We start from the raw sequence: 23,901 nt of genomic DNA on the forward strand, positions 1-23,901 counted from the left end.
GGCCGCGGACAGTAAACGTAGTACAGCAAGGCCATGCAACGACGCCGGCGCAATTGCGCTGAGGCAACGACCTTGACGCAATGACTTCGACGCAATGACTTCGAATTACCGAGCCTATGATGTGAAAGTCGTACCATGCGGCCAAGTCGGCTTTTTCGTAGGGGTGCCTCACATTTCCCGATGGGGTTGTGGATTGTTCCGCCGTCTGGAACAGGTTAGCGGCCGTCTGAGGTTCGGTGGTATTCGGAAATTCCTAAACGGCCAGCCGGAAAATACAAATGGCGCCGCCAGCGGCTGCGCATGACCATGCACTCGGGTGCATCGCCCCCAACCTCCCGCCACCTGCTGAATGGACCTGAATCGACTATGAAGCATACCCGCATCCGCACCTTCAACACGAAGGTCACCTACCCTGAACAGAATCTGGACAACGACCTTTGCCAAGCCGTGGTCGCGCGAGGCAGTACCGTTTTTCTGCGAGGGCAGATCGGCCAGAACCTCGACACCTCGGAGAGCGTGTGCATCGGGGACGTCGCAGGACAGGCGGAGCAGGCCATGGCCAACATCGCGATGCTGCTCAAGGAAGCCGGCGGCGAGCTCGAGGACATCTGCAAGATCACGATCTACATTATCGACCCGCGCTACCGCGAAGCGGTCTATCGTGTCGTGGGCCGCTGGCTGAAGGGTGTCTTTCCGGTCTCGACCGGCATCGTCGTATCGGCTCTGGCCCGCCCCGAGTGGCTGGTCGAGATCGACGCCACCGCTGTCATCCCTGGCTGAGCTGCCATGACCTTTTCCATCATCGCGCGGTGCCCCGCCACCGGCCAGTTCGGCGCCGCCGTGGCGTCCTCGTCACCGGCAGTTGCCTCGCGCTGCATCCGCGGCCGCAAAGGGGTGGGCGCAGCCGCGAGCCAGAACATTACCGACCCGGATCTGGGCCCCCTAGCCCTGGACCTGATGGCCAGCGGCCTTACGCCGGAAGGCGCTCTCGCCGAGTTGCAGAAGCGCCCGCATATCGAGTACCGCCAGCTCATGGCCATCGACGCGCACAACCCGCCGAGGGTTTTCACGGGTGCCAAGGCGCTTGGCACCCTGGCAAGCGTGGTCGGCACCCATGCCGCATGCGCAGGCAACATGCTGGCGACGCGTGACGTGCCCCAGGCCATGCTGTCGGCCTTCGAGCAGACCGAAGGCGCGCTGGCGGAACGGCTGATGCAGGCCATGCTCGCCGGCCAGGCCGCCGGCGGCGAGGAAGGCCCGGTGCACTCGGCAGGCCTGCTGGTGTACGATGCGCAAAACTGGCCTGTCGTGGATCTGCGCCTGGACTGGGTGGACAACAATCCGGTCGAGGCCCTCTATGCCGTCTGGCAGGTTTACGCGCCGCAGCTGAAGGACTATGTCAAGCGGGCGCTCGATCCCCGTGCGGCGCCCAGCTTCGGCGTTCCTGGAAACCTCTGACCTGACCGATGCATCGAATGACAGCGTGACAGCGCCGGCCAGGCGGCCGGCGCTCGAAAGGGCAAACTTTCTCCAGTACACTGGACCGTTCACCTTTTCTTGATCCCGACATGCTCAATCGCATTTCCCTGCGCCAGATGGAGTATTTCGTCGCAACGGCGAAGCATGGCAGCATTTCCGCTGCGTCGACGCAAATCCATATCTCTTCTCCCTCGATCTCCGCAGCCATCGCCCATATCGAGGCCGAACTGGGCGCGCAGCTGTTCGTGCGCCATCCTTCCAAGGGCATTGGACTGACCCCCGTCGGCACGCTGGTCCTGCAACACTGCGAAGATATGCTCGGACGGTCGTCCCGACTCTATGAAATCGCCTCCGACTCGAGCGACGTCATCCAGGGCACCTTGCGGGTGGGAAGCTTTCAGTCGCTCACGCCCATGATTGCGCCCGAGGTCATCTTCGGTTTTTCGCGCGCCTTCAAGAAAATCGAGCTGCAGATGGTCGAAGGCGACCAGGAGGTCTTGATGAACAAGCTCCATGCGCTCGAGATCGACCTGGCAATCACTTACGACCTGCACCTTGGCGATGACATCCAGTTCGAGAGCCTGGCGACCATGCCGCCCTATGTCCTGGTGAGTGAGGTCCATCCGCTGGCGCAGCAGAAAGTCGTCTCCTTCGAAGAGCTGGCGCCCGAACCCTACGTCCTGCTCGATATACCGATGAGCCGGGACTATTTCGCCTCCCTGTTTGAAGAGGCCGGCGTGACGCCGAACATCGCTGCGCGTTCGCAGTCTACGGAAGCAGTCCGGGCCTTGGTCGCCAACGGAATTGGCTATGCGCTCTTCAATGTGCGCCCCAAATCCAATCAGTCGCTCGATGGAAAACGCATGGTGCGGGTTCGCCTTGCCGGTACCCATCGGCCCATGCTGCTCGGCCTGGCGACCTACAAGCCGATGAAACAGTCAAGGTTGACGAGAGTCTTCATGGAACGCTGCCGCGCTTATATCTCCGACCAATACATTCCCGGAATGAGCGCTCCAAGTTTCTTCGATCCCCATATAGCAGCGCCCTGAATCGGCGTCCTGAGTCGGCGTCCAGAAGCGCCATCTTCATCGGTCATGCCGCATTCGGCAATACCCCATCAAAAACGCCAGAGATGGAAAATCACACCTCTTCCGCAAGCGTCTCGCTCCTGGAGACGCTCATTTCTTTCGCATCGGTTTCCCTGACGCCAAACATCGCGCTCATCCACAAGGTCCAGGACATCCTGGCGGAAGCCGGCATCGAATCGATGCTCGCGCCCGACCCGCAAGACCCCAGCCGATCCAATCTGTTTGCGACGGTCGGTCCGGTGGGCATTCCGGGCGTCCTGCTCTCCGGCCATACCGATGTGGTGCCGGTGGACGGCCAGCCCTGGACTTCGCCCCCTTTTGAGGCAACGCACCGGGATGGCCGCATCTACGGACGCGGCACAGCCGACATGAAAGGCTTCGTGGCCTGCGCCGTCACCGCCATGGTGGCAGCCGCTCGGCAGCCGCTCCGGCGCCCCTTGCAGCTAGCGCTGTCCTTCGATGAGGAAATCGGCTGCGTTGGCGTGCGCCACCTGCTGCGCCGCCTGGAGAACAGCCTCCCCGCACCCTACCTGTGCATTGTCGGCGAGCCGACCCTGATGCGGATCGGCACCGGTCACAAGGGCAAGGCTGCCTACCGGGCAGTCTGCTGCGGCCAGGCCGGCCACTCAGGCCTGGCGCCCAGGTTCTTCAACGCCATCCACATGGCCAGCGACCTCGTCGCATCCCTGCGGGACGTGCAGCGTGAGCTGGCGGAAAGCGGCCCGCGCGACGAGGGCTACGGCGTGCCCTACAGCACGGTCCACGCCGGCGTCATCCACGGCGGCCGCGCCCTGAACATCGTGCCCAGCGAATGCGAAGTCAGCTTCGAGATTCGCAACGTCTCGGAAGATAGACCCGATCTGATCCTGAAGCGCGTCCTGGAACGCCTGGCCGAGCGCGTCAAGAATGAGGCGCTGGATCCTGCGGCGCCCTTGCCAGACATCCAGATGACGAACAGCTATCCCAGCCTGAACACCCGCGAGGATTCGCCCGCTGTCGGCCTGCTCGCCTCGCTGCTCCCTCCGGGCACCCCATGCGCCAAGGTGGACTATGGCAGCGAGGGTGGATTGTTCCAGCGGAGCTGGAACGAAACGCCAGTGCTGATCTGCGGGCCCGGGAGCATTGAAGTCGCACACAAGGCCGACGAGTATGTGGAGCTGGCGCAGATCGAAGCCTGCGACCGCATGCTGGCCGGCCTCGTCGAGTTTCTCTGTCAATGAGTCCTGGCGTCCAGGCCAGCTTCGGCCCAGACGCCTCGGAGACGCTATCAAAATAAAGCGAAGCGGTTCTGGCTAGGCACGCGGCAGCAGACAGTACATGTAGTACCGCAAGGCCACCCCAATGACGCAAAGCCGAACGCCAGAGTCTTTTTGAAAGCGTCTCTTACTTCGTCAGCAGGATGCTGCGGTCGACCGACTGGATATCCGTCTTGCCGCAAAACGCCATGGAGAGATCGAGCTCGTTCTGAATGATGTTCAAGGCCGTGCTCACGCCTTGCTCGCCGAGGGCGCCCAGGCCATACATCATGGCGCGACCGATATACGTGCCACGCGCCCCGAGCGCGACGGCCTTGAGCACATCCTGGCCCGAGCGGATGCCGCCATCCATATGGACTTCCACCCGATCCCCGACGGCTTCCACGATGCGCGGTAATGTGGAGATCGATGACGCGGCGCCGTCCAGCTGGCGCCCGCCATGGTTCGACACGATGATGGCATCGGCGCCGCTTTCCACCGCCAGTCGCGCATCCTCGGGGTCCTGGATGCCCTTGACGATCAGCTTCCCATCCCACCGCTTCTTGATCCATTCGACATCCTGCCAGGACAGACGCGGATCGAACTGCGCCTGAGTCCACTCCACCAGCGACCCGATATTGTCGACGCCCTTGGCATGCCCGACGATATTGCCGAACTGACGGTGTTCGGTACCCAGCATGCCCATGCACCAGCGCGGCTTGCTCGCCATGTTCACAAGGTTGCGCAGGGTCGGCCTGGGCGGCGTGGACAGACCGTTTTTCTTGTCCTTGTGGCGCTGGCCGAAGACCTGCAGGTCCATCGTGACCACGAGCGCCGAACAATTGGCATTCTTGGCACGGTCGATCAGGCTTTCGACAAATGTCCGGTCGCGCAGCACATACAGCTGGAACCAGAACGGATGGCGCCCGGTGGCTTCCGCCACCGCCTCAATCGAGCAGATGCTCATGGTGGACAAGGTGAATGGGATGCCGTGCTGCTTCGCCGCGCGCGCGGCCAGGATTTCTCCATTGGCGTGCTGCATGCCGGTCAATCCGGTGGGCGCGATCGCCACCGGCATGCTGACCGGCTGACCCACCATGGTGCTGGCGGTGCTGCGCTCGGTAATGTCGATCGCCACGCGCTGGCGGAATTCGATACGCTGAAAATCCGCCTCGTTGGCACGGTAGGTATATTCGGTCCATGAGCCGCCGTCGACATAGTCATAGAACATGCGCGGCACGCGCTTTCTCGCCAGGTTGCGCAGATCTTCAATGCACGTCATCTCGGCCATGGGAACTCCCTTGAAAAAAACAAAAAGCCGCCGGATCACCCGATCCGGCAGCTCGTCTGTGCAACCTCGTTACAAATGACGGGTCACCGTGCAGCCTCAAGAACAGGCTCAAGACCGCCCATACGTCATATAGCCGTTCTGGAGCACGATATGGTCAGCGATGTATTTCGCATCGTGCCAGACGCCATAGATGAAGGACGAGGCCCGGTTGACCAGATTCGGCAGGCCCAGGAAATAGATGCCGCCTTCTGCGGAGATACCGCGCTTGTGGAACGGATCGCCCTTGTCGTCGAAGGCATTCTTCACGTTCAGCCAGTTGAAATCAAACTTGAAACCGGTCGCCCAGAGAATCGTGGTGATGCCGGCTTCAGCCAGGTCGAGGCCGAGGATCGGGTTCTTGAGGCAATCCGGGTCCGGCAGCAGCTCCCAGGCGTCAGGTTCCGGCGGAAACGGCAGGCCATTCTCTTCGATATAGGCATCCGCTTCGCGCAGCACGTCGAAGTAGGCGCGGTCGCCTTCGGCGACGTTTTCGGGCAGTCCTGGCTCGAACGTCATGACGCCATCCTTGTAGGATTGGGTCAGACCGACCAGGTTGATGCCTGCGTGCGCGAGGCGGCGGAAATCGACGGTCTTGCCACCTTCATAGCCGCTCACGGCGAAAGCGACGTGCGCCTTCTTGGGCCGGATCCTCACTTCATCCCACAGCCCGAGGGCGCCCAGCCACCAGCAGTAGTCACGTCCCCGGTACGCGCGCGGCGGGCGGTAATGCTCGCCGACCGAGAGATAAACCGTCCTGCCGGCCTGGCGCAGCTCTTCGGCGATCTGCGAGCCAGAAGCGCCCGCGCCCACAACGAGCACCGCGCCTTTCGCCAATTGACCCGGATTCTTGTAGGTCGAGGAATGCAGTTGCTGGATTTTTTCGCTCTCAGGCACGATCTTCGGATAGGCCGGCGTCTGGAACGGGCCGGTTGCGGCAACGACGTTTTCTGCCTCGATGGTGCCATCGGAAGTCGTCACCCTGAAGCCGGGACGCCCTTGATGCCGTTCTACCCGCATGACTTCCACGCCGGTACGGACCGGCGCCTTCAGCATGGCGGCGTAGCTCTCGAAATACTGGGCCATGCGCTCTTTCGGCGGAAAGGTCTCCGGCGAAATGCCATCGAATTTCATCCCGGGAAAACGGTCATGCCAGGCTGGTCCATTCGCGACCAGAGAATCCCAACGCTCCGAGCGCCAGCGCTCTGCGATTCGGCTGCGTTCCAGCACGACATGCTGCACACCCATGTGCGCGAGATGCTCACTCATCGCGATGCCCGCCTGGCCAGCACCGACCACCACGGTGTTGATTTTTTCCACTGACATTTGAATTTCCTAAAAATAATCGCTCCGGTCAGTCGCCCCGGCACGGAAGCATCGACAGAAAGGCGTACTGGCGCCCTGGAGACATCGCTCATCGACAGTGGCCAGTTTGATGAAGCCCGCATCGTTTGAAAATCACGTTTTTCAAACTCATGACTTAGGAAAAAGTAAAGCGCCGGCCGAAGGGTTCCGCACCGCCGCACCACACCCGCGCACCACAAGGCGTTCCGGGCCATCGCATCCGCGCCGCCTGCGCCTGAAAACGGGCATTTCGTTTTTTCCGAGGCGCCGCATCAGTTTCGGCAAAGTCCCGATTCTTACTGTTTGCCTTATTCTGCTTAACAGTCCCAGCTCGGCCTCGATGTCTGTCGTCGGACCCAAGCCTGGAGCACGGCATACTCCTCAATCTCCGGACAACCATGAACGTAGCCAACTCCGAGCCTGCCGCACAGCAACACCACGCTCAGCCCGATACCGCCGTCGGGCTGGAACGGGTGGTCAAGAAGTATCACGACCACACCGTGCTGCATGAGCTCTCGCTGAAGATACGACGCGGGGAATTCCTCACCCTGCTGGGCCCGTCCGGCTGCGGCAAGACGACGCTCCTCAACCTCATCGCCGGCTTTGCGGAAGCCGACACCGGCGAGATCTTCATCGATGGTCAGCCGGTGACCTGCGAGCCGCCGCACATGCGGCAGATCGGCATCGTCTTCCAGAACTACGCGCTCTTTCCCCACATGACCGTGGAGCGCAATATCGGCTATGGCCTGCGCATGCGGGGCGTAGGCAAGGACGAAATCGCACAGCGTGTGAAGCAGGTGATGGACCTGGTGAAGCTCGACGGCCTCGGGCACCGCAAGCCCCGTGAACTCTCGGGCGGCCAGCAGCAGCGCGTGGCGCTGGCGCGGGCGCTGGTGATCCAGCCCAAGGTACTGCTGCTGGACGAGCCCTTCTCGGCCCTGGACAAGAACCTGCGCGGCTCCATGCAGGTCGAGATCCGGGAAATCCAGCGTCGCTTGGGCCTGACCACGGTATTCGTCACCCACGACCAGGGCGAGGCGCTGGCCATGTCCGACCGGATCGCGGTGATGTCGAACGGCATCATTCGGCAGATCGCGTCGCCGGCCGATCTATATCAGAACCCGAAAGACCCGTTCGTGGCGTCCTTCCTGGGCGACGTGAACATCCTGCCGGGGCATTATCACGGCCAGACGGCAACGGATGTGCAACTGCGCCTGGGCTCGGGGCTCATCAGCATCCCGCATGCCCGCCTGGCCGACGCATCGCACGACGGGGAAAGGCTGGACGTGTACGTGCGCCCGGAGCACATCAAGCTTGAGAATCTGCATTCCGAATCGGTGTTGAGCGGCACGGTGATCAATCACGTCTACCAGGGCGATCACATCAATACGTTCATCGACGTGGACATTCCGATGACGGCGCGTCAGGTCGTCACGGTGCGCAGTGCGGGCCTGAGCGCCATGCAGCAATGGCCCATCGGCTCGGTCGCGGGACTTGCGCTGCCTGACGAGGGCGTCAGCATTTTCAGTCCGCAGAAGCGGACGTAAGCATAGATGCAAGATCGCACCGCGAAGGCATGACACAACGCGTCAGACAACGCAGCCTGAGAAAACACACCCATGACCAGTCTCCCCCGCTCGATGCAAGCCATCATCGCCCGTGAACCCGGCGACGCCAGTGTGTTGACGCTGGCCGAGCGCCCCATGCCCGAGCCCGGTGCTGGCGAAGTCCTGCTGCGCGTGCTCGCCGCCGGCGTCAACCGGCCCGACATCATGCAGCGTCAAGGTATCGCGAAGCCGGCGCCCGGCATCACCGACGTGCTCGGCCTGGAAGTCTGCGGCGAAGTGGTGGCCTGCGGTCCCGGTGTGGACAGTCAGCTGATGGGTCGGCGGCTGATGAGCCTGGTGCCCGGCGGCGGCTATGCGCCGTGGTGTACGGCGCCGGTCGATCAGTCCTTCATCGTGCCCGGCACGCTTTCCGATGCCGAGGCAGCCGCCTTGCCCGAGGGGCTGTTCACCGTGTGGCACAACCTGTTCGAGTTGGGCCGCCTGGCCATGGGCGAAACCGTCCTGGTCCACGGTGCAGCCGGCGGTATCGGCACGCTCGCAATCCGCATGGCGCACGCCGCCGGCGCAACCGTCATCGTCACGGACAACGACGAAAGCCGCTTTCCAGAATTGCGCGCCATGGGCGCCGATGCGACGGTCTGCTGGCCCACTACCGATTTCACCGAGGCCTGCCTGAAGTACACCGAGGGGCGCGGGGTCGACGTGGTAATCGATATCGTAGGCGGCGACTATGTCCGCCGCAATCTTGCCGCCATGGCCTTCGGCGGCCGCCATGTCAGCCTGTCCTTCATGCAGGGTTCGGCGGTCAATGTCGAACTGCTGACGCTGATGCAGCGCCAGGTGAGCCTGCACTCGTCCACCATGCGCCCCCAGAGCCATTACGAGAAAACCCGGATGGCTCAGAGCATTGCCCGCCATGTCATCCCGCTGCTGAAGAGCGGACGGGTCAAGCCGCGCATCCACGCCACCTTTCCGCTCGCGGAGGCGGTCGCGTCCCACCAGATGCTGGAGAGCGGCAAGGTCTTCGGCAAGCTGGTCCTGATCCCCTAGAGCCTGTCAATAAAGCATGCTGAAACTTCTTTTCGCTCCGACCTCGCCATTCGTGCGCAAGGTCATGGTCTGCGCACACCTGACGGGGCAGGCCGAATACATCGAGCTGCTGGACAGCGCCGCCCATCCGGTGCGGCGCGACCCGCGCATCGCGGCCCACAACCCGCTCGCAAAGGTCCCGACGCTGATCCTGGAAAATGGCCGGTCCATCTATGACAGTCGGGTGATTTGCGAGTACCTGGCCAGCCGGGCAGGCGCCGCGGACATCTTTCCCGCCTCCGGCCCCGCGCGGTGGACGGCCCTGACCCGCCAGGCGCTCGGCGATGGCCTGCTCGACGCCGCGCTGCTCGCACGCTACGAACGGACGGCGCGCCCCGAGGAAGTCCAGTGGCCCACGTGGCGCGAAGCGCTGCTGACGAAAGTCAGCGCCTGCCTCGAGTCAATCGACGCCATCGCAGCGGACCTGGTGGAAGAACAGCCCACTATCGGTGAAATCACCATCGGCTGCGCGCTGGGGTATCTGGACTTCCGGTTTCCCGAATTCGATTGGCGCGCCCAATACGGCAACGCGGCACGCTGGAATGAGACTTTCCAAAGCCTGCCCGCCATGCAGGCCACGCGCCCCCACGAAGGTTGAGATACAGAGGTCTTTGAACATGAGCAAAAAGGTCACCATCTGGTTCCTGAACGGCCCCAATGCCAATCTTTATGGCCTGGACGCCAACAAGACGTACGGCAGCGACAGCTTTCCGGTGCTGCAGTCACGATGCGAGCAAAAGGCCGAGTCCCTGAATGCCGACCTGCGCTTTTTGCAGTCGAACTACGAGGGACAACTGGTCGACTGGATCCAGGAAGCGCGCGGCGTGGCGGACGGCATCATCATCAATGCGGCCGGCCTGACCTACTCGTCGGTTCCGATCCTCGATGCCTTGCTGTCTTTCCCCGGTCCGATCATCGAAACCCATATGAGCAACATCTGGAAGCGCGAGCCGTTCCGCCACCATTCCTACATCTCCAAGGCTGCGGATGGCGTGATCGCCGGGCTGGGCGGCGACGGCTACGAATTTGCCATCGAGGCCGTCACGCGGCTGGTACAGAAGGGCAGAGCAGCGGTCTGATTTCCCACGCGCACGCGGAGCGGCAGCAAGGTGTACTCTCGCTGCCGTCCTTGCCATTTTCCTCAATGCAGTTGCCAAGATGCCAATTTCTGAAGACACCCCCTCGGGCGCGCTGGCCTTCTACAGCGCATTCGACGATTTCGACACGTGGAAGCGCGCGCTCCAGGCCCAGCTGCCGAATCTGAAAGTCATTCACTCCAGCGACATCACGCGGCCGGCCGACATTCACTACGCGCTCGCCTGGAAGCCGCCGGAGAATTTTTTTGCCGGGATGACGAACCTGCGCCTGATCGTCAATCTGGGGGCGGGGGTGGATTCACTGGTCCAGCGGCAGGATCTTCCCCCAGGCATTCCGATCACACGGCTCACGGACCCGCAGATGGCTCGCATGATGGCGGGGTACGTGCTGTTCTCTGTGCTGCGGCACGCCCGGGACATCCCGTACTTCGAGCAGGCGCAGCGGCGGGGTGAGTGGGCCTACCGTCATCCCCGTTCTCCGGAAGACATCCGCGTGGCGGTTCTGGGGCTCGGTCAGCTGGGCGCGAAAGCGGCCCACGAACTGCAGCGCCAGGGGTTCAAGGTGATCGGCTGGTCGCGCAGCCCGGCGCAGATCGAAGGCGTGGAGTGCTTTGCCGGACTGGAAACGCTCGACACCGTGCTCGGACAGGCGGACATTGTCGTCGTGATGCTGCCGCTCACGCCGCAGACGGCTGGCATCCTGGATCGGGCGCGACTCGAGCGGCTGCCGCGAGGCGCGGCCTTCATCAACGTTGCGCGGGGCGCACTGGTCGATCAGGCGGCGCTCACGGACCTGCTCCAAAGCGGCCACATCGGCGGGGCAACCCTGGACGTTTTCGAGCGCGAACCTTTGCCTGCCGGGGATCCGCTGTGGAGCATGCCCAATGTACTGATCACCCCCCACCTGGCTTCGGTGGCGATTCCGTCATCCGCGGCAAGACAGATTGCGGAGAATATTATTCGCGTTTCCGCCGACGAATCGCCGGACAACATCATCGATCCAGCACGCGGATATTGAGGTATGGACTACGTCCGGCGCAATGCGCCGGACGCGTGGAACGGACGAGAGACGCGATCAAAATAAAGCGAATCGGTTCTGGCTAGACGGCGAAGCAGGGAACTCGGATCGCGAGCCGAATTGAGGGATGGCCGGGATTCGTAAATATCTTAGGCTTCAGATATTTGCTTTGTACTAAACCGCTGACGCGGTAGTGGGAGGGAAGCGGAGGGCCGCGCCAAGAACGGGACGACGAGCAGGGGGGGGCGCCAGCGCGGCCCGGCCACCCGCGAGTCGAGCGGGGCATGACCACGACGTGACGTTTTAGGCACGTGCCGGCTCGTCTCCACGCAGTGAGCACGGGACTAGAGTGCTTGCTACTTGTCGGGTTCGCTGACCTCGATTAGCCTGCTATCGATGTCGACTCTTCGCTGCGCTGCGATACCCATTTGATGCCAGAACGCTCGACCACCCGATATGGCAAGGCGCTGCAGCGCCTGCGCCAGGTCTTTTCCCCGTTGAACCTGGGGGCAGCGGCGTGGCTGATTGCAACATGGGCGTTCGCGGCGTTTCAGCTCGTGAGCGAGCGGGACCGCTTGCTGCACGACGCCGCGGAGCGTACCCAGGCGCAGGCCCAGGCGTTCGGCGCGTACTCGAAATCCAGCATCCTGCGGCTGTCCGAGTTCCTCCTCGACCTGCGCGCCAGTTGGCTGGTCGGCCAGCCGGGCTTCATCGACATGGTGCGTGAGCGGGAGAACCTGGTGGTAGACCTGTCGTTCCAGGTGGCAGTGATCGACAAGCATGGCCGGCTCATCTACTCGTCCATCGCCCCGCCCGCGCCCGGCGAGAAGGTCGACCTGAGCGGGCGCGAGCATTTCCAGGTCCATCACAACGCGGGCGGGCGCGACATGCTGTTCATCAGCGACCCGGTGAAGGGCAAGGTCTCGCGCAAATGGTCGATCCAGTTCACGCGCCCCATCCTGCGCGCGGGCAACTTCGACGGGGTCATCGTGGTCTCGGTCAGTCCGGAACAGTTCGCCAGCTTTGCGCAGACGTTCACTAACCGCGATGGAGAGGTGGCGTCGGTCATCAAGACTTCCGGCCAGGTCATTGCGCGCGTGCCGGCCCTGGAGGGCACGCTGGCACGGGCGGTCAGCAACAGGCCGTACCTCGCCAGCGAGTCGCCCCAGTCTGGTAGTTATCGGGCGGTGTCGGGCTCCGAAGGCGTGGAGCGGGTCTTCGGCTATTACCGTGTGCCGGAGTTCGGGCTCAGTTTCGTGGTGGGCGAGTCGGTCGGCCTGGTGCTGGCGCCCTACGAGGTCTATCGCCGCGTTGCCTTGGCCGGTGCCATTGCTTCCACGCTGCTGCTTGGCCTGTTGTACTACAGCCTGCGCCGCTCCATGGCGGAGCGGCGGCGCCATATGGAGGAGATGCGGCTGGCTTCGCTGGTCTATTCGTCCAGCAGCGAGGCCATGGTGGTGACGTCGCTCGATGGCACCATCATCGACGTGAATCCGGCCTTTGCCGCCGCCACCGGCTTTACAGTCGAGGAGATCAAGGGCCGCTCGGGCCATAGCGTCGGCGGGGCAGGCAATGCGGCAGGGCTGGTCGAACGCCTGCGGGCCACCGTGGCAGCCAAGGGCAAATGGAGCGGCGAATTCTCGATCCGCCGCAAGGACGGCAGCGAGTTTCCCGCCTACCTGACCGTGGATACCTACCTGGCCCACGCGTACGGCGAGCGCCGCCGCGTTGCGCTGATCCATGACATGACCGAGAAGCGCCAGGCGGAGGAAGTCATCCGACACCAGGCGAATTTCGATGCGCTCACGGATCTGCCCAACCGCCGCCTGTTCTTCGACCGGCTGGAGCAGGAAATCGAGCGTTCGCGCGGCACGCAGGATGTGCTGGCGCTGCTGTTCATCGACCTGGATCGCTTCAAGGAGGTGAACGATACCCTCGGCCACGACCAGGGCGACCTGTTGCTGCTGGAGGCGGCGCGGCGCATTGCGGCATCGGTGCGCGCGTCGGATACCGTGGCGCGGCTGGCCGGCGACGAGTTCACCGTGATCCTGCCCGCGGTGGGCGATGCCGGCGTTGTCGGGGATATTGCCCAGGCGATCCTGGAGGGGATTGCCGCGCCTTACCGCCTGGCCGGCGAGCTGGTGGTGGTGTCTGCCAGCATCGGCGTGGCGACCTACCCCAAGGACGCCGATAACGCCGAGGCCATGCTGGTGTGCGCCGACCGGGCGATGTTTGCCGCCAAGCAGGAGGGCCGCAATCGCTGGAAGGTCTTCACCCAGGCGCTGCTGCAGGCGGAGAGGGAGCGCCTGCGCATCACGCAGGACCTGCGCACGGCCCTGGTGTCCGGGCAGTTCGCGCTGCACTACCAGCCCATTGTCAATCTGCGCACGGGCAAGGTCTGCAAGGCCGAGGCCCTGATCCGCTGGGACCATCCGGTGCGCGGGCCGATCCGCCCGGCCGATTTCATTGCCGTTGCGGAGGAATCCGGCCTCATCATCGACATCGGCCGCTGGGTGCTGACGGAAGCGCTGGACCAGCTTGCGCGCTGGCAGGTGCTGCTGGGCAAGGGCTTCCAGATCTCGGTCAATAAATCACCAGTGGAGTTCTGCGCGCCCGCGAGCGGGCCCGAGTCCTGGTCCAGCATGATCGAGCGCAGGAACGTGCCGGTGGGCAGCCTCGTCATCGAGATCACCGAAGGCTCGCTGATGGAGCAGAACGCCGATGTCATGGACCAGCTCTCCCGCTTCCAGGCAGCCGGCATGGAGATCGCGCTCGACGACTTCGGCACCGGCTACTCGTCCTTGTCGTACCTTCGGCGCTTGGACATTGACTACATCAAGATCGACCAGTCCTTCATTCGCTCGCTGACGCGCGGCCCGGACGACGTGGCCTTGTGCCGCGCCATCATCAGCATGGCGCATGCTCTGCGCATCCGCGTGATTGCCGAGGGCGTCGAGACCGAGTCGCAGCGCGACATCCTGCTGGCTGCCGGCTGCGACTACGGGCAAGGCCACTTCTTCTGTCCGCCGGTGGAGGCCAGCGCGTTCGAGGCCTTCGTGAGCGCCGTGACCTGAGGCGAGCGGTGTCCTTCGGTGCCTTGGTCGGGGGCCTGCATCAGGCTGGAGGCGGCGGTGGTGGCCTGCCCTTGAGCGCACGGCGGAGCAGGGAGCGGCTGGCCGATCTCGAGCACGAGGTCAGGAGCAGCGTCGATGAGAAGTAGTTGATGATTCCCGCAAGCAAAAAGACCGCCGCTGCTTGGTGCAGGATGTGGGGGAACGGCAGCGGCGGGGCCGTCCATCAAAGTCATGCAGATGGGATGGTAATGGAGTGTACGAAGCGTCGCTATTGGCCGTTTGACTGAGCACCTTCGGTAGGTGTCGGCGCGCCTAAGGCCGGGGCGTCATGCCTTCGGCTGATCCCTGGAGCGCCGTCGTGCCGGTGGCGGCCAGCAGCCGGTAGCCGTCGTATTTTTATATGTACCTCGATCGTTGTTGCGATAGCCCTGAGTGCTGACTCGCCAGAGTCGAGGCCCATGGGGGCGCGCGACGCCGTTGTGATGAAAGGTGCACCGGGCCTCATGCCTAGCGCGCACGGAGATATCTGAAGAACTCTACGCCTTCCTGCAGGCGCCGTTTCATCATCTCCCAACTCACCAGCATTTCGCGGACGATTTCCCAGATCTTGGTTGGTCTGAAATAAAAGCGCTTGTAGAACTCCTCAACGCCAAGGTAGATCTCTTCGCGCGACAGGTGCGGATAGCCGATAGTGGAAGCCTGGGTGCCTGCCGAATTGATGAGGGCGATGACCTTGCCTTCATTCAACCATCCGTTTTCGACCGCTTGCTTATGAAGGACGGTACCCGGATAGGGCGCAGCGAGTGACACCTGGATCGTGTGGGGATTGATCTCTTTCGCGTATTTGATCGTCTTCTGGATTGTTTCGTGCGTCTCGCCGGGAAGCCCAAGAATGAACGTGCCGTGGATCTTGATGCCGAGCTTGCGGCAATCGTCACTGAATCGGCGGGCCATATCGGTCCGCAGGCCCTTCTTGACGTTCACGAGAATCTGGTCGTCGCCGGATTCGTACCCGACCAGCAAGAGCCGCAACCCATTTTCTTTCATCACCTTAAGTGTTGAATAGGGCACGTTCGCCTTTGCGTTGCACGACCAGAGGCAAAAGGTGCACCTGGATTTGCAGCCTCGCCCCGTGTAGAGCGACAGATACGGATGTTTGAGGTAGCCGCTGAAGTAGTTCTCCGGTGTCAGGTCGCGCTTATAGATGGGCGAAACGAACGGTAACTGGTCCATGTCTTCGAGAATGGGTCGGGCGTCGTTGTGCATGATCCCGCCGTCGGGCAGACGATAGCTCAGACCTAGAATCGATTCGAACGGGAGGCCCTGCGCGATCTCGCGACAAGTGAAGTCGAATTCTTCACGGCACACGAAGTCGAGTGCGTCGCTCGCGGTCAGTGAGCCGTGAGGATCGACGGCGACTTTTGCCCCGATCATCCCAATGAGGATCGGGGGCTTGCGCCGTTTTAAGTGCTCTGCGAATTGAACGTCACTCTGGAACGATGGAGAGCTCGTGTGAATGATGATCAGTTCGTATTCCTGAGCAATGTCGAGTGTCGTGTCCAGCGACAGGCCATCTGCGGGAGCATCCACGACGCGGCTATCCTCGACCAGCGCAGCGGGCTGGACGAGCCACGTCGGATACCAGAATGATCGAATCTCGCGCTTCGTCTGGAAGCGTGAGCCCGCTCCGCCATCGAAGCCTTCAAATGAAGGTGCCTGGAGAAACAGCGTTTTCATTAATGCCCTCGAAGAGAATAGTCGGCGTGGCCGGGATCAGTCACCCGCACGGACTCGCCAGGCATCGGCGATGTTCGCGAAGTGTTTCGAAGCCTTCAAAAAGATGACAATTACTGGATAGTTGCTTTGGACGTCGTCCTCTCCTGTGGGCCTATGGGAACGGGAGCGCAGCGATTCGCCTCATCATCATCGTTTCAGAGCAGCACGACAGTTCACCCGGGTAGCGAGGCAGCGGCTATCGCTGGGGAGCAGGAGGCGGATCAAGAATACTACGACTTGGGGTCTCGGCATGGCGAAAAATTGGCCTTTTCACCGTCGGTCGTTAAAGCGCGATCACGTTGAAGGTGGAAGGTCGTATAAACCCGGTGTCGATGCCTGTCGATGCCCAGCTTACCGAAACACACACCTAAGAGGCAACACCCGCGGCGATCGGACGCCGCGTTTGCCGGCATTGGCGATTCATCCTGTACTAGACTAACTCTGCGCGGCCCGCGGCGTCACCTCAGGCATCAAGCGGCGTCCGGAGCCGCGTGCAGCACCGGGCACATCGTCGAATCCGCTACGGAATGCACGGATCCGCGCGATCACAGCGCTAAGTGCTCCAAAGAGGGAGGCGATGCATGACGCAAGATCGAGTCGATACGGACGGTGTTCCTGTTGGCAATGGCCAGCACATTAGCCCGGCCGAATTTTTGCTGATGGCAGGCTTTCTTGCGTATCGGGCTCCCATGGCGCCGATCGCTGCCCGAGTTGCGGCCCGACGCGTTCTCGATGCCGTACTCGGGGCAGCGGCAGCTCACGGGTTTGCAGATTCGGATGCTCTCGAGACGATGATGGCGTGCGCCGAAAAGTCTGCGCGCATATGGACGCTTGCGGAGCAGGCCACCGCCGCAGTCGGGGATACGGTCGCCTACCTGCGCGTGATTCGCTGCGCCGGCGTATCGCTGGACGTGAACCCGTAAGCGCGCTCATCGCGTCATGGTATTCGTCTCCGAGGTTCAGGGAAACGGCTTCAAATCGCTTCAGGAGGTCCAGAAGGTCAGTTTTGAAGTCAAGCAAGGTCCCAAGGGGAAACAGGCAGCGAACATCAAACCGCCGTGAATTTTCCGCGCCGCAAACGCATCCTGTCAGGGCAGAGATCGGGCCCATGCGTGGTCCGCTGTGGGTCTGGAGTAGGGTAGCACGGCAACTCGCAGCGGAATCCCTCAGGGGTTTGCTGGCCCTGCTCACGATCGTCGCCTCGGCTCTAGCTGCCTAGCTATCTTCCTTCCACCGGACTTGCTTTGCGGGCGTAAAAGGCCGACACCTCTTCCATCTCCTGCGCGCTCATCCCCCGCACCATGTTACGCATCTGTGCTTCTGGATCGTTGTGGCGATTGCCTTGCGCGAAGGCCTTGAGTTGCCCTACCAGGTATTCCTTTGGCATGCCTTCCAGCCACGGGGCGCCCAGCTTCTGGTCGACGCCGCCGTGGCAGGAAATGCATGGCGCTATATTGCGCATCGGGTCCCCGACGCGGACCAGCGACGGGAGCGACTCGTCGTAGGTAGTCGGGGAGGTTCTTGCCTTGGGCAGGGAAGCAAAGTAAGCGGCCAGGTCTTCGATGTCCTTGTCGGGCAGACGCGTTGCCAGAGCCTCCATGATCGGACTTGCGCGCTTGCCGCTCTTGTAGTCATGCAATTGCTTGATGACCACCTCGGGATACTGCCCGGCAAGATTGGGCGCGTTCGAGATGCTCATGCCTTGCGCGCCATGGCACATGGTGCAGTTGAGTGCGAGCGTTGCGCCCCGGCCGATCGAATCGCTGGGGGCGGCCCGCGCCATGTCGCGCTCGAGCACGACATTGGACGAGCCGGGTCCGTCCTTCACGGCTGCTCCGCTGCTCCAGGCGGCGGGTACGCCGGCCGCGCGGCAAATGCTGGCCCAGATTCCCTGGGCGGTGAAGTCGCCATGGACGGACGGCAGCCACACGAAGCCTACGAGTATCGACAGGACGGTCAAGGCCGAAAGGAACACCACGCTCCAACGGAACCACGGGTTGCGCCATGCATACATGCCGCCTTCGTGCATCATCGGCTCCCGATTGGTACCACCGGCACGGATGCTTCCTTCAGGGACGCCAGTTGCACGATGGGGTATCCGTAGTTGACGACGGTGAGGCTGATCATCATCGCCACCCACAGGCCAAATCCGTTCAATGCCACCGGCGCCGGAGCGCCTGCGTGGACAGGCTCGCTGAAGCTATAGGGCGCGGGACCTGCCGTGCCTTTGCGCGCGCGCGCCAGGACGAAGATAAAGAGAAATGCGGAAATGACAAGCAACAAGCCACCCGCTGCCGATGCTGTCACTGTCCACGCTTGCGGGTGGATAGCCGGATGCGTGTAGTCGTAGTAAGCCATGCGTCGCGGCATGCCAAGCAGCCCCACCAGGTGCCATGGCAGCGACAACACTAGCATGCCAACGAACCATAGCCACAGTTGCAACTTCATGATTCCTGTTGACAGCGGTTCGCATTGCGTCAGTTGTGGCCATAGGTCATACGCGACCACCATGTACATGATGACGATTGCCCCGGCAAAGATGAGATGAAAGTGGCCGGTGACCCACTGCGTGTTGTGGATGGTCTCGTTGAGCTGGTAGCTCATGTTGATCAGGCCCCCCGCACCGCCGAAGCCAAGCATGATGAAGGAGAAGGTCACCGCCAACATCACGGGGTTGTCCCAAGGCAGCGCCTTGACCCAGCCGAACGGCCCTTTGCCGCCACGCAGCCTTCCGGCAATCTCGACCGACGCGACGATGGTGAACACGGTCAACAGCGTCGGCACGGACACCATGGCGGTCATCGCCGCGTGCACAAACTTGAACCCGGCACCCACTTGTGGGTCGGCGAACAGATGGTGGATACCGATGGGCATCGAGAACACCAGGAAGAGGACGAATGCGACGCGCGCCATCGTATCGCTATACAGCCTTCCTCCAATCGCACGTGGCACGATCGTATAGAACGCGATATACGCCGGCATCAGCCAGAAGTAGACGATGGCATGCAGGGTCCACGAGAAAAAGACCCGCGCCAGGCCCGCGTTGATGGTGTCGGTCAGGCCAAGCGATGCGGGAAGGATTAGCACGAGCACTTCGATGGCGGCGCCCAGCGACGTCCAGGCCCACAGGTAGGCACCCGCGACGTTACCAAACATCGCCAGCGGAACAGTTGCGCCGGGATTGTCTTTCTTCCACGCCCTCAGGTTGATGGCCATCAGCGCAACCCAGATCCAGGAGCCCACGACCACCAGCACGACGCCAAGATAGTAGAACGGGCTTCCAATCATGGGCGGGTAGAACGTGTACAGGATCGACGCCTTGCCAATCGCCATGGTGACGGCTGCCATCGCGGTGCCGCCCACCACCAGCCAAAAGCCGCCCCAGGCCCATCGCACGCCGATCAATGGCCTTTTCAGCGCAAGTTCCGTGATGGCATAGCCGAAGCCCATGGCTACCAGTGTGGGCAGCACGTAAGCCATCACGGTGCCGTGTGCCGTCACCGATCGATAGTAGTGCTCCGGGTTGTTGATCCACGCATGCAGCGGGCTGCGAATGTACATCTGCCATTCGCCAAGCAGGATCGCGCCGAGGAAGGCGACGAAGGCGACCCAGAAATGGGCCAGCACGAGTCTTCTAGCGAGGAACACAGGTCAGCCTTTCTTCTGTACGCGTCTTGGCGAGAAACTCGTCGCGCGCTAGCACTTGTACGCGACCCCACATGGCTTCATGTCCGGTGCCGCAGTATTCATGGCACGGCATCAATTGCTCGCCCGTAGTGCGAAACCTGGTGGTGAACGTCGACACGAAACCCGGGATCAGCATCGTGTTGGCATTGGTTGTTCCGACGATAAAGCCGTGTACGACGTCGGTGCTGGTGGCACGGAAGGTAATGGGCACGTCTGCGGGTACGACGATGCATTGCGGCACGAAAGAGTACTGCTGGGCTACGACGCGGACGATCACCTTGCCGTCATTGTCCATTGCGGTGCCCAAGTTGCTTTCAACGAATTCGCCCCGGATGTGCAAGGTCTTCACGTCGATGGTCTCTACCCTGGACGGCGGCATGGCCGCCCAGTGAAGGCTGGTGATGATCATCACTGCCACCAGGGAGGCGATGATGATCCCAACGACGATGGCCCAGCGGCGTTCTGCCGCGACGGCGACAAATTCCGCGTGGTGGCTGCCGTCGTTTGCCGGGGAGTTGGTATCGGCGCTCACTGAACCACGCCTCGCGGCAGATAGACAAACAGATAGAAGCCGAAATAGATGGCAATCACGATGGCGGTCGCGACGCCGGCTATCGCAAACGTCCCCGACGGGCCGCGGCTGACGATCCGAGCGACTTCCACGTCCAGTTGTCTCGCTTCCTCACTCTCAATGGGATCGGCCATCACTTTCCTCACTCAGGAAGCAGCGTACGAAGATCGTTGGCCTGGGCCGGTGTCACGGGCGTACCGCTATTGCCCCAAGCAACACGGATATACGTGACTACGGCAGACGCCTCTTGATCGTTCAGGATATGCGAGAAGGGGGGCATGCCATGAGGCCGCGGGTTCTTCGCGGTACCGGGCGCATAGCCGCCGTTGAGCACCATGCGAATGGAATTGACGGGCGACAACATGGTGAGGGACTGATTGCCCGCCAGTGGGGGAAATGCCGGCGGCTGCCCTTTGCCTTCCGCGCCGTGGCAGACAGCGCATTGCAGTGCGTACACCTTGCGGCCCAGTTCCATCACAGCCGGATCGACCAGGCGCGCCTGGCTGGTGGGAGGCGGTTCGGCATCCCGTTGCGGCAATGCCTTGAGATAGACCGCCATCGCCTCGACGTCGGCATCGCTAAGATACTGAAGGCTGTTGTAGACGACCTCGGCCATCGGGCCATACACCGTCGCCCGGTGCGAAACGCCAATTTGCAGGAGGTCCGTGATGTCCTTGATGGACCAGTTTCCTAGCCCGGCCTCCTGGTTGGAGGTGAGTGAAGGCGCATACCAGTTCTGGTTGGGGATCATGCCGCCTTCGAATGCTTTCGACTCGCTCGAACCGCCCAACATATTGATAGCCGTATGGCACATCGCGCAGTGCCCCAGGCCCTGTACGAGATATGCGCCGCGGTTCCATTGCGCGGATTGCTTGGAATCAGCGGTGTACTCGCCCTCCTTGAAGTACAGCGTTCTCCAGCCGATCAAAAGTTCGCGCTTGTTGAAGGGGAAGCGCAGCTCGTGCGCGCGATTGGCCTGCTTTACCGGTGCGACGGACATAAGATAGGCGAAGATCGCATCCGAGTCGGCCCGTGTCACTTTGGTATAGGAGGCGAACGGCATGGCCGGATACAACAGCGCCCCGTCACGCGAGACGCCGGTGTGCATCATCCGGTAGAAGTCGTCGGCGGTCCATTGGCCAATGCCGGTTTCGTCGTCTGGCGTAATGTTAGGAACATAGAGGCTGCCAAAAGGCGTAGCCATCGCGCGGCCTCCCGCGAACGGCTTGCCGTTTGGTGCCGTATGGCAGGCCACGCAGTCGCCGGCGCGGGCGAGATACTCTCCGCTGCCGATGATCTGAGTTGTCGCATTGATGGGCCGGGCGTCCGTTTTTTCAGGAAGCCTGCTGGGGCGGAACCAGTACATGGCGACCACGGCTACGGCCAGCAGGACTGCAACTCCGATCCCAATACGCGCGCTCGTTCGCATATGGCTTATCGCTGGCTGCCGCACGCCAGAGGCATGCGCACAAGGTTGGACGACTCGGGAGACAGATCCTTCGGCGCGGGCTGCTGCGACAACCACGCTGCTACCGCCGTTATATCGCTATCGGAAAGCCGCGTAGCAATGCGCTTCATGCAATCGGGCTCGGCGGCATGCCGGTCGCCGACGCGCCAGCGCGTTAGCTGCGCCACGATATAGGTAGGGCGTAGCCCGATCAAACCTGGAATGCCCGGCTCCATGCCAGTCAGCCCGGCCCCATGGCACGTCGCGCACGCGGGGACATTCTTGCTGGCATCGCCTGTGCGTACCAGGGCCTGGCCTCGTGCCACCGTGACGGGATCCGTGGTTCCGGCCTCCTGGGCCGCGAACGGTGGTCTTTGCTTGGCGAAGTGGTCGGCGATTTCCCGCAGGTAGGCATCGGGCAGGTATGCGACCAGGTAGTTCATGGGCGGGTACTTGCGGGTTCCGTCCCGGAAGGCCACCAGTTGATTGTAGAGATAGCCCGCGGGCTTTCCGGCGATACGTGGGTAGTAACCGTTGCTCGTGCCTTGTCCGCTCTGGCCATGACAGGTCACGCATCCCTGCACCCTGGCCTCCAGCGACTCAACCTGCTTGAACGCAGGGACAGCCTCGGCCGTAGCCTGTGCCAACGCCCATCCGGGGGCGCAAAGCAGGCATGCGAGGAAAACCGCCGGTCTTGGTCTTCGCATTGAATTGTGACGTCGTCACCCCTTTGGCGAAACACCTACCATTGGCAGAGGCGGGCGCCGGGCGCCGCCACGCCAGCTATTCCTGCCGCCTGAGAGTTGCGCTGCGTTGTGTTTGCTGCGCTAACAGCGTAGGCGGTCACAATGGCTAAAGTCAATGTACTCTTCGCGACCTATCGCGTGGAGCGCAGGCTCGCTGGCAAACTTGGTCTTGGGACCGAGAGGCTTTACAGCCCCCTTCCCGGGACGTCCTTCGTCAGGAACCTCACGTCGGTGGGAAATCCGCCTACCGGCGCCGCTAAGTATCTTCAGCCCACTCCCCCGGTAGATAGACTTGGTAGCCAAAGAAGCACTGACTGCGACTTGACAGTTGTCCTGCTTCCCAATTCGCTCAAAACCCATAACTAACCGAAGCCAAGACCCGATTCTCCTGATGCACCCCAAACCGGTTATACCCCCCAATAATCCACTGAAGCCCTGCGCTAAGCGGCGTCCCGGGAATCGGCGCGGCAAGCGCCAGTGTGAGATGCCGGAAGGCTCCGCTGTACGGCGTATTCCCCGCAAAGCATCCATTGACGACAAACGCGCCATGTGGCCCGCATGAAGTCCCGCTGAGCGTATCAGTGGTGCCAAGGTACTTTCCCTCCTTCTTGTACGTGTATGCCCCCACCGTGCCGGTGAAGGTAATGCCATAGGGCAAGGTCTTGGTATAGACCAGCGTCCAGTACGTATCCCCCTTGTTCCCCCACACCACATCGTTGAGCAGCGTCTGCGCATTCAGGCTGAACGGCCCATAGCTCAGGCCGAGCCTGGATTCCAGCGCATTGGCATGGGAGCCATTGATGTAGTAATAGGCCGTCATCCCGACCGTGTAGCCGAGGTCCCCGACGATCTTCCCGCTATAGGCCCCGTAGAAATCGTTCTCGATCGACTTCGCGGTCTGGAAGCTGGTGATCGAGCGGTCGCTGTAGGAGTTGCCCAGTTGCTGGTACGAGTAGTTGATCATCGACGCCCAGTAGCCGATGCTCCAGCCGCTTTCATGCGCCAGGTCCACGCCCCATTGCAGTGCTGGCCGCGAGGATTCCGGGGCGTCGCCGCCGGCGTTACCCAGTGGGGCGCCGTTGCCGTAGGTGGTGGTGGCGCCGCGCAGGACATAGCGGGAGACGGCGTCGAGATGGCCCGTGAACGTGTAAGGGCCGGCCGGCTCCGCAGGTGCGGCTTCCGGCGCATTCGCCTCGGCGGCTTGGGCGGCTTGGCCGCTATCCTGGGCCGTGACCGGCGCTGCGCAGGCTAGCAGCGCGCAAGCGGCCAGCCACGCGGGAACCACGCGCGGCGACGACGGACGATGGGAGGGCGTGCCTGTAGTAGGGGCGAACATGGTGGAACTCACGGTTGGG

22 protein-coding genes are annotated in these 23,901 nt (G+C 62.3%); 12 read left to right on the forward strand and 10 right to left on the reverse strand.

Annotation, left to right across the window (positions count from 1 at the left end):
• Nucleotides 1-366 precede the first annotated feature (366 nt).
• The 4 genes from AC1DK4_RS28925 to argE all read left to right on the forward strand — a co-directional run bounded on the left by AC1DK4_RS28925 (nucleotide 367) and on the right by argE (nucleotide 3,787).
• Nucleotides 367-780: a RidA family protein gene (locus tag AC1DK4_RS28925; RefSeq protein WP_441620921.1), complete on the forward strand. Its 414-nt coding sequence runs from the start codon at nucleotides 367-369 to the stop codon at nucleotides 778-780.
• A 6-nt stretch (nucleotides 781-786) separates the two neighbouring features.
• Nucleotides 787-1,458, forward strand: coding sequence for a DUF1028 domain-containing protein (locus AC1DK4_RS28930; RefSeq protein ID WP_441620919.1), 672 nt, complete (start codon nucleotides 787-789; stop codon nucleotides 1,456-1,458).
• Nucleotides 1,459-1,568: 110 nt separating this feature from the next.
• The gene (locus AC1DK4_RS28935) at nucleotides 1,569-2,528 is read left to right on the forward strand and encodes a LysR family transcriptional regulator (RefSeq protein WP_441620917.1); all 960 of its coding nucleotides are present in this window, start codon (nucleotides 1,569-1,571) and stop codon (nucleotides 2,526-2,528) included.
• Between the two features lie 83 nt (nucleotides 2,529-2,611).
• Nucleotides 2,612-3,787: an acetylornithine deacetylase gene (gene argE / locus AC1DK4_RS28940; protein ID WP_441620915.1), complete on the forward strand. Its 1,176-nt coding sequence runs from the start codon at nucleotides 2,612-2,614 to the stop codon at nucleotides 3,785-3,787.
• Between the two features lie 163 nt (nucleotides 3,788-3,950).
• Here the strand turns inward: argE and AC1DK4_RS28945 are convergent, their stop codons facing one another.
• Both AC1DK4_RS28945 and AC1DK4_RS28950 read right to left on the reverse strand, forming a co-directional pair.
• Nucleotides 3,951-5,093 carry an alpha-hydroxy acid oxidase gene (locus tag AC1DK4_RS28945; protein WP_441620913.1) on the reverse strand — a complete coding sequence of 381 codons (1,143 nt, stop codon included), beginning with the start codon at nucleotides 5,091-5,093 and terminating at the stop codon, nucleotides 3,951-3,953.
• Between the two features lie 108 nt (nucleotides 5,094-5,201).
• Entirely contained in the window at nucleotides 5,202-6,455 is a 1,254-nt protein-coding gene (locus tag AC1DK4_RS28950; RefSeq protein WP_441620911.1) for a flavin-containing monooxygenase, read from the reverse strand.
• Nucleotides 6,456-6,871: 416 nt separating this feature from the next.
• Between AC1DK4_RS28950 and AC1DK4_RS28955 the strand changes: the two genes are divergently transcribed.
• From AC1DK4_RS28955 to AC1DK4_RS28980, 6 genes are all read left to right on the forward strand, one after another.
• Nucleotides 6,872-8,020: an ABC transporter ATP-binding protein gene (locus AC1DK4_RS28955; protein ID WP_441620909.1), complete on the forward strand. Its 1,149-nt coding sequence runs from the start codon at nucleotides 6,872-6,874 to the stop codon at nucleotides 8,018-8,020.
• Nucleotides 8,021-8,092: 72 nt separating this feature from the next.
• A complete protein-coding gene (locus tag AC1DK4_RS28960; protein ID WP_441620907.1) occupies nucleotides 8,093-9,091 on the forward strand; it encodes an NAD(P)H-quinone oxidoreductase in 999 nt (332 codons plus the stop codon).
• 16 nt (nucleotides 9,092-9,107) lie between these two features.
• A complete protein-coding gene (locus AC1DK4_RS28965) occupies nucleotides 9,108-9,728 on the forward strand; it encodes a glutathione S-transferase (protein WP_441620905.1) in 621 nt (206 codons plus the stop codon).
• 19 nt (nucleotides 9,729-9,747) lie between these two features.
• The gene (locus AC1DK4_RS28970) at nucleotides 9,748-10,209 is read left to right on the forward strand and encodes a type II 3-dehydroquinate dehydratase (RefSeq protein ID WP_441620903.1); all 462 of its coding nucleotides are present in this window, start codon (nucleotides 9,748-9,750) and stop codon (nucleotides 10,207-10,209) included.
• Nucleotides 10,210-10,288: 79 nt separating this feature from the next.
• On the forward strand, nucleotides 10,289-11,245 hold the full coding sequence (locus AC1DK4_RS28975) for a 2-hydroxyacid dehydrogenase (protein WP_441620901.1): 957 nt from the start codon (nucleotides 10,289-10,291) through the stop codon (nucleotides 11,243-11,245).
• Between the two features lie 431 nt (nucleotides 11,246-11,676).
• Nucleotides 11,677-14,319, forward strand: coding sequence for a bifunctional diguanylate cyclase/phosphodiesterase (locus tag AC1DK4_RS28980; protein ID WP_441620899.1), 2,643 nt, complete (start codon nucleotides 11,677-11,679; stop codon nucleotides 14,317-14,319).
• Nucleotides 14,320-14,826: 507 nt separating this feature from the next.
• Here AC1DK4_RS28980 and AC1DK4_RS28985 read toward each other — a convergent pair.
• Nucleotides 14,827-16,056: a radical SAM protein gene (locus AC1DK4_RS28985; RefSeq protein ID WP_477131932.1), complete on the reverse strand. Its 1,230-nt coding sequence runs from the start codon at nucleotides 16,054-16,056 to the stop codon at nucleotides 14,827-14,829.
• A 620-nt stretch (nucleotides 16,057-16,676) separates the two neighbouring features.
• Here AC1DK4_RS28985 and AC1DK4_RS28990 point away from each other — a divergent pair.
• Both AC1DK4_RS28990 and AC1DK4_RS28995 read left to right on the forward strand, forming a co-directional pair.
• Nucleotides 16,677-17,018, forward strand: coding sequence for a hypothetical protein (locus tag AC1DK4_RS28990; protein WP_441620895.1), 342 nt, complete (start codon nucleotides 16,677-16,679; stop codon nucleotides 17,016-17,018).
• A 16-nt stretch (nucleotides 17,019-17,034) separates the two neighbouring features.
• Nucleotides 17,035-17,157 carry a cold-shock protein gene (locus tag AC1DK4_RS28995; RefSeq protein ID WP_441620893.1) on the forward strand — a complete coding sequence of 41 codons (123 nt, stop codon included), beginning with the start codon at nucleotides 17,035-17,037 and terminating at the stop codon, nucleotides 17,155-17,157.
• 157 nt (nucleotides 17,158-17,314) lie between these two features.
• On the opposite strand, the gene AC1DK4_RS29000 is transcribed toward AC1DK4_RS28995, so the two are convergent.
• From AC1DK4_RS29000 to AC1DK4_RS29030, 7 genes are all read right to left on the reverse strand, one after another.
• On the reverse strand, nucleotides 17,315-18,127 hold the full coding sequence (locus AC1DK4_RS29000) for a c-type cytochrome (RefSeq protein ID WP_441620891.1): 813 nt from the start codon (nucleotides 18,125-18,127) through the stop codon (nucleotides 17,315-17,317).
• On the reverse strand, nucleotides 18,124-19,743 hold the full coding sequence (locus AC1DK4_RS29005) for a cbb3-type cytochrome c oxidase subunit I (RefSeq protein ID WP_441620889.1): 1,620 nt from the start codon (nucleotides 19,741-19,743) through the stop codon (nucleotides 18,124-18,126). Before AC1DK4_RS29005 ends, AC1DK4_RS29000 begins: the two co-directional genes overlap by 4 nt.
• The gene (locus AC1DK4_RS29010) at nucleotides 19,730-20,314 is read right to left on the reverse strand and encodes a cupredoxin domain-containing protein (protein ID WP_441620887.1); all 585 of its coding nucleotides are present in this window, start codon (nucleotides 20,312-20,314) and stop codon (nucleotides 19,730-19,732) included. Before AC1DK4_RS29010 ends, AC1DK4_RS29005 begins: the two co-directional genes overlap by 14 nt.
• Nucleotides 20,311-20,487 (reverse strand): hypothetical protein, encoded by a 177-nt coding sequence (locus tag AC1DK4_RS29015; protein WP_441620885.1) that lies wholly within the window; start codon nucleotides 20,485-20,487, stop codon nucleotides 20,311-20,313. The genes AC1DK4_RS29010 and AC1DK4_RS29015 overlap by 4 nt, the downstream gene beginning before the upstream one ends.
• Nucleotides 20,488-20,495: 8 nt before the next feature.
• A complete protein-coding gene (locus AC1DK4_RS29020; protein WP_441620883.1) occupies nucleotides 20,496-21,782 on the reverse strand; it encodes a c-type cytochrome in 1,287 nt (428 codons plus the stop codon).
• 5 nt (nucleotides 21,783-21,787) lie between these two features.
• On the reverse strand, nucleotides 21,788-22,507 hold the full coding sequence (locus AC1DK4_RS29025) for a c-type cytochrome (RefSeq protein WP_441620881.1): 720 nt from the start codon (nucleotides 22,505-22,507) through the stop codon (nucleotides 21,788-21,790).
• A gap of 388 nt (nucleotides 22,508-22,895) precedes the next feature.
• On the reverse strand, nucleotides 22,896-23,882 hold the full coding sequence (locus AC1DK4_RS29030) for a TorF family putative porin (protein WP_441620879.1): 987 nt from the start codon (nucleotides 23,880-23,882) through the stop codon (nucleotides 22,896-22,898).
• Nucleotides 23,883-23,901 lie beyond the last annotated feature (19 nt).

The sequence above is a fragment of the Cupriavidus sp. 05N38 genome, assembly GCF_056397345.1.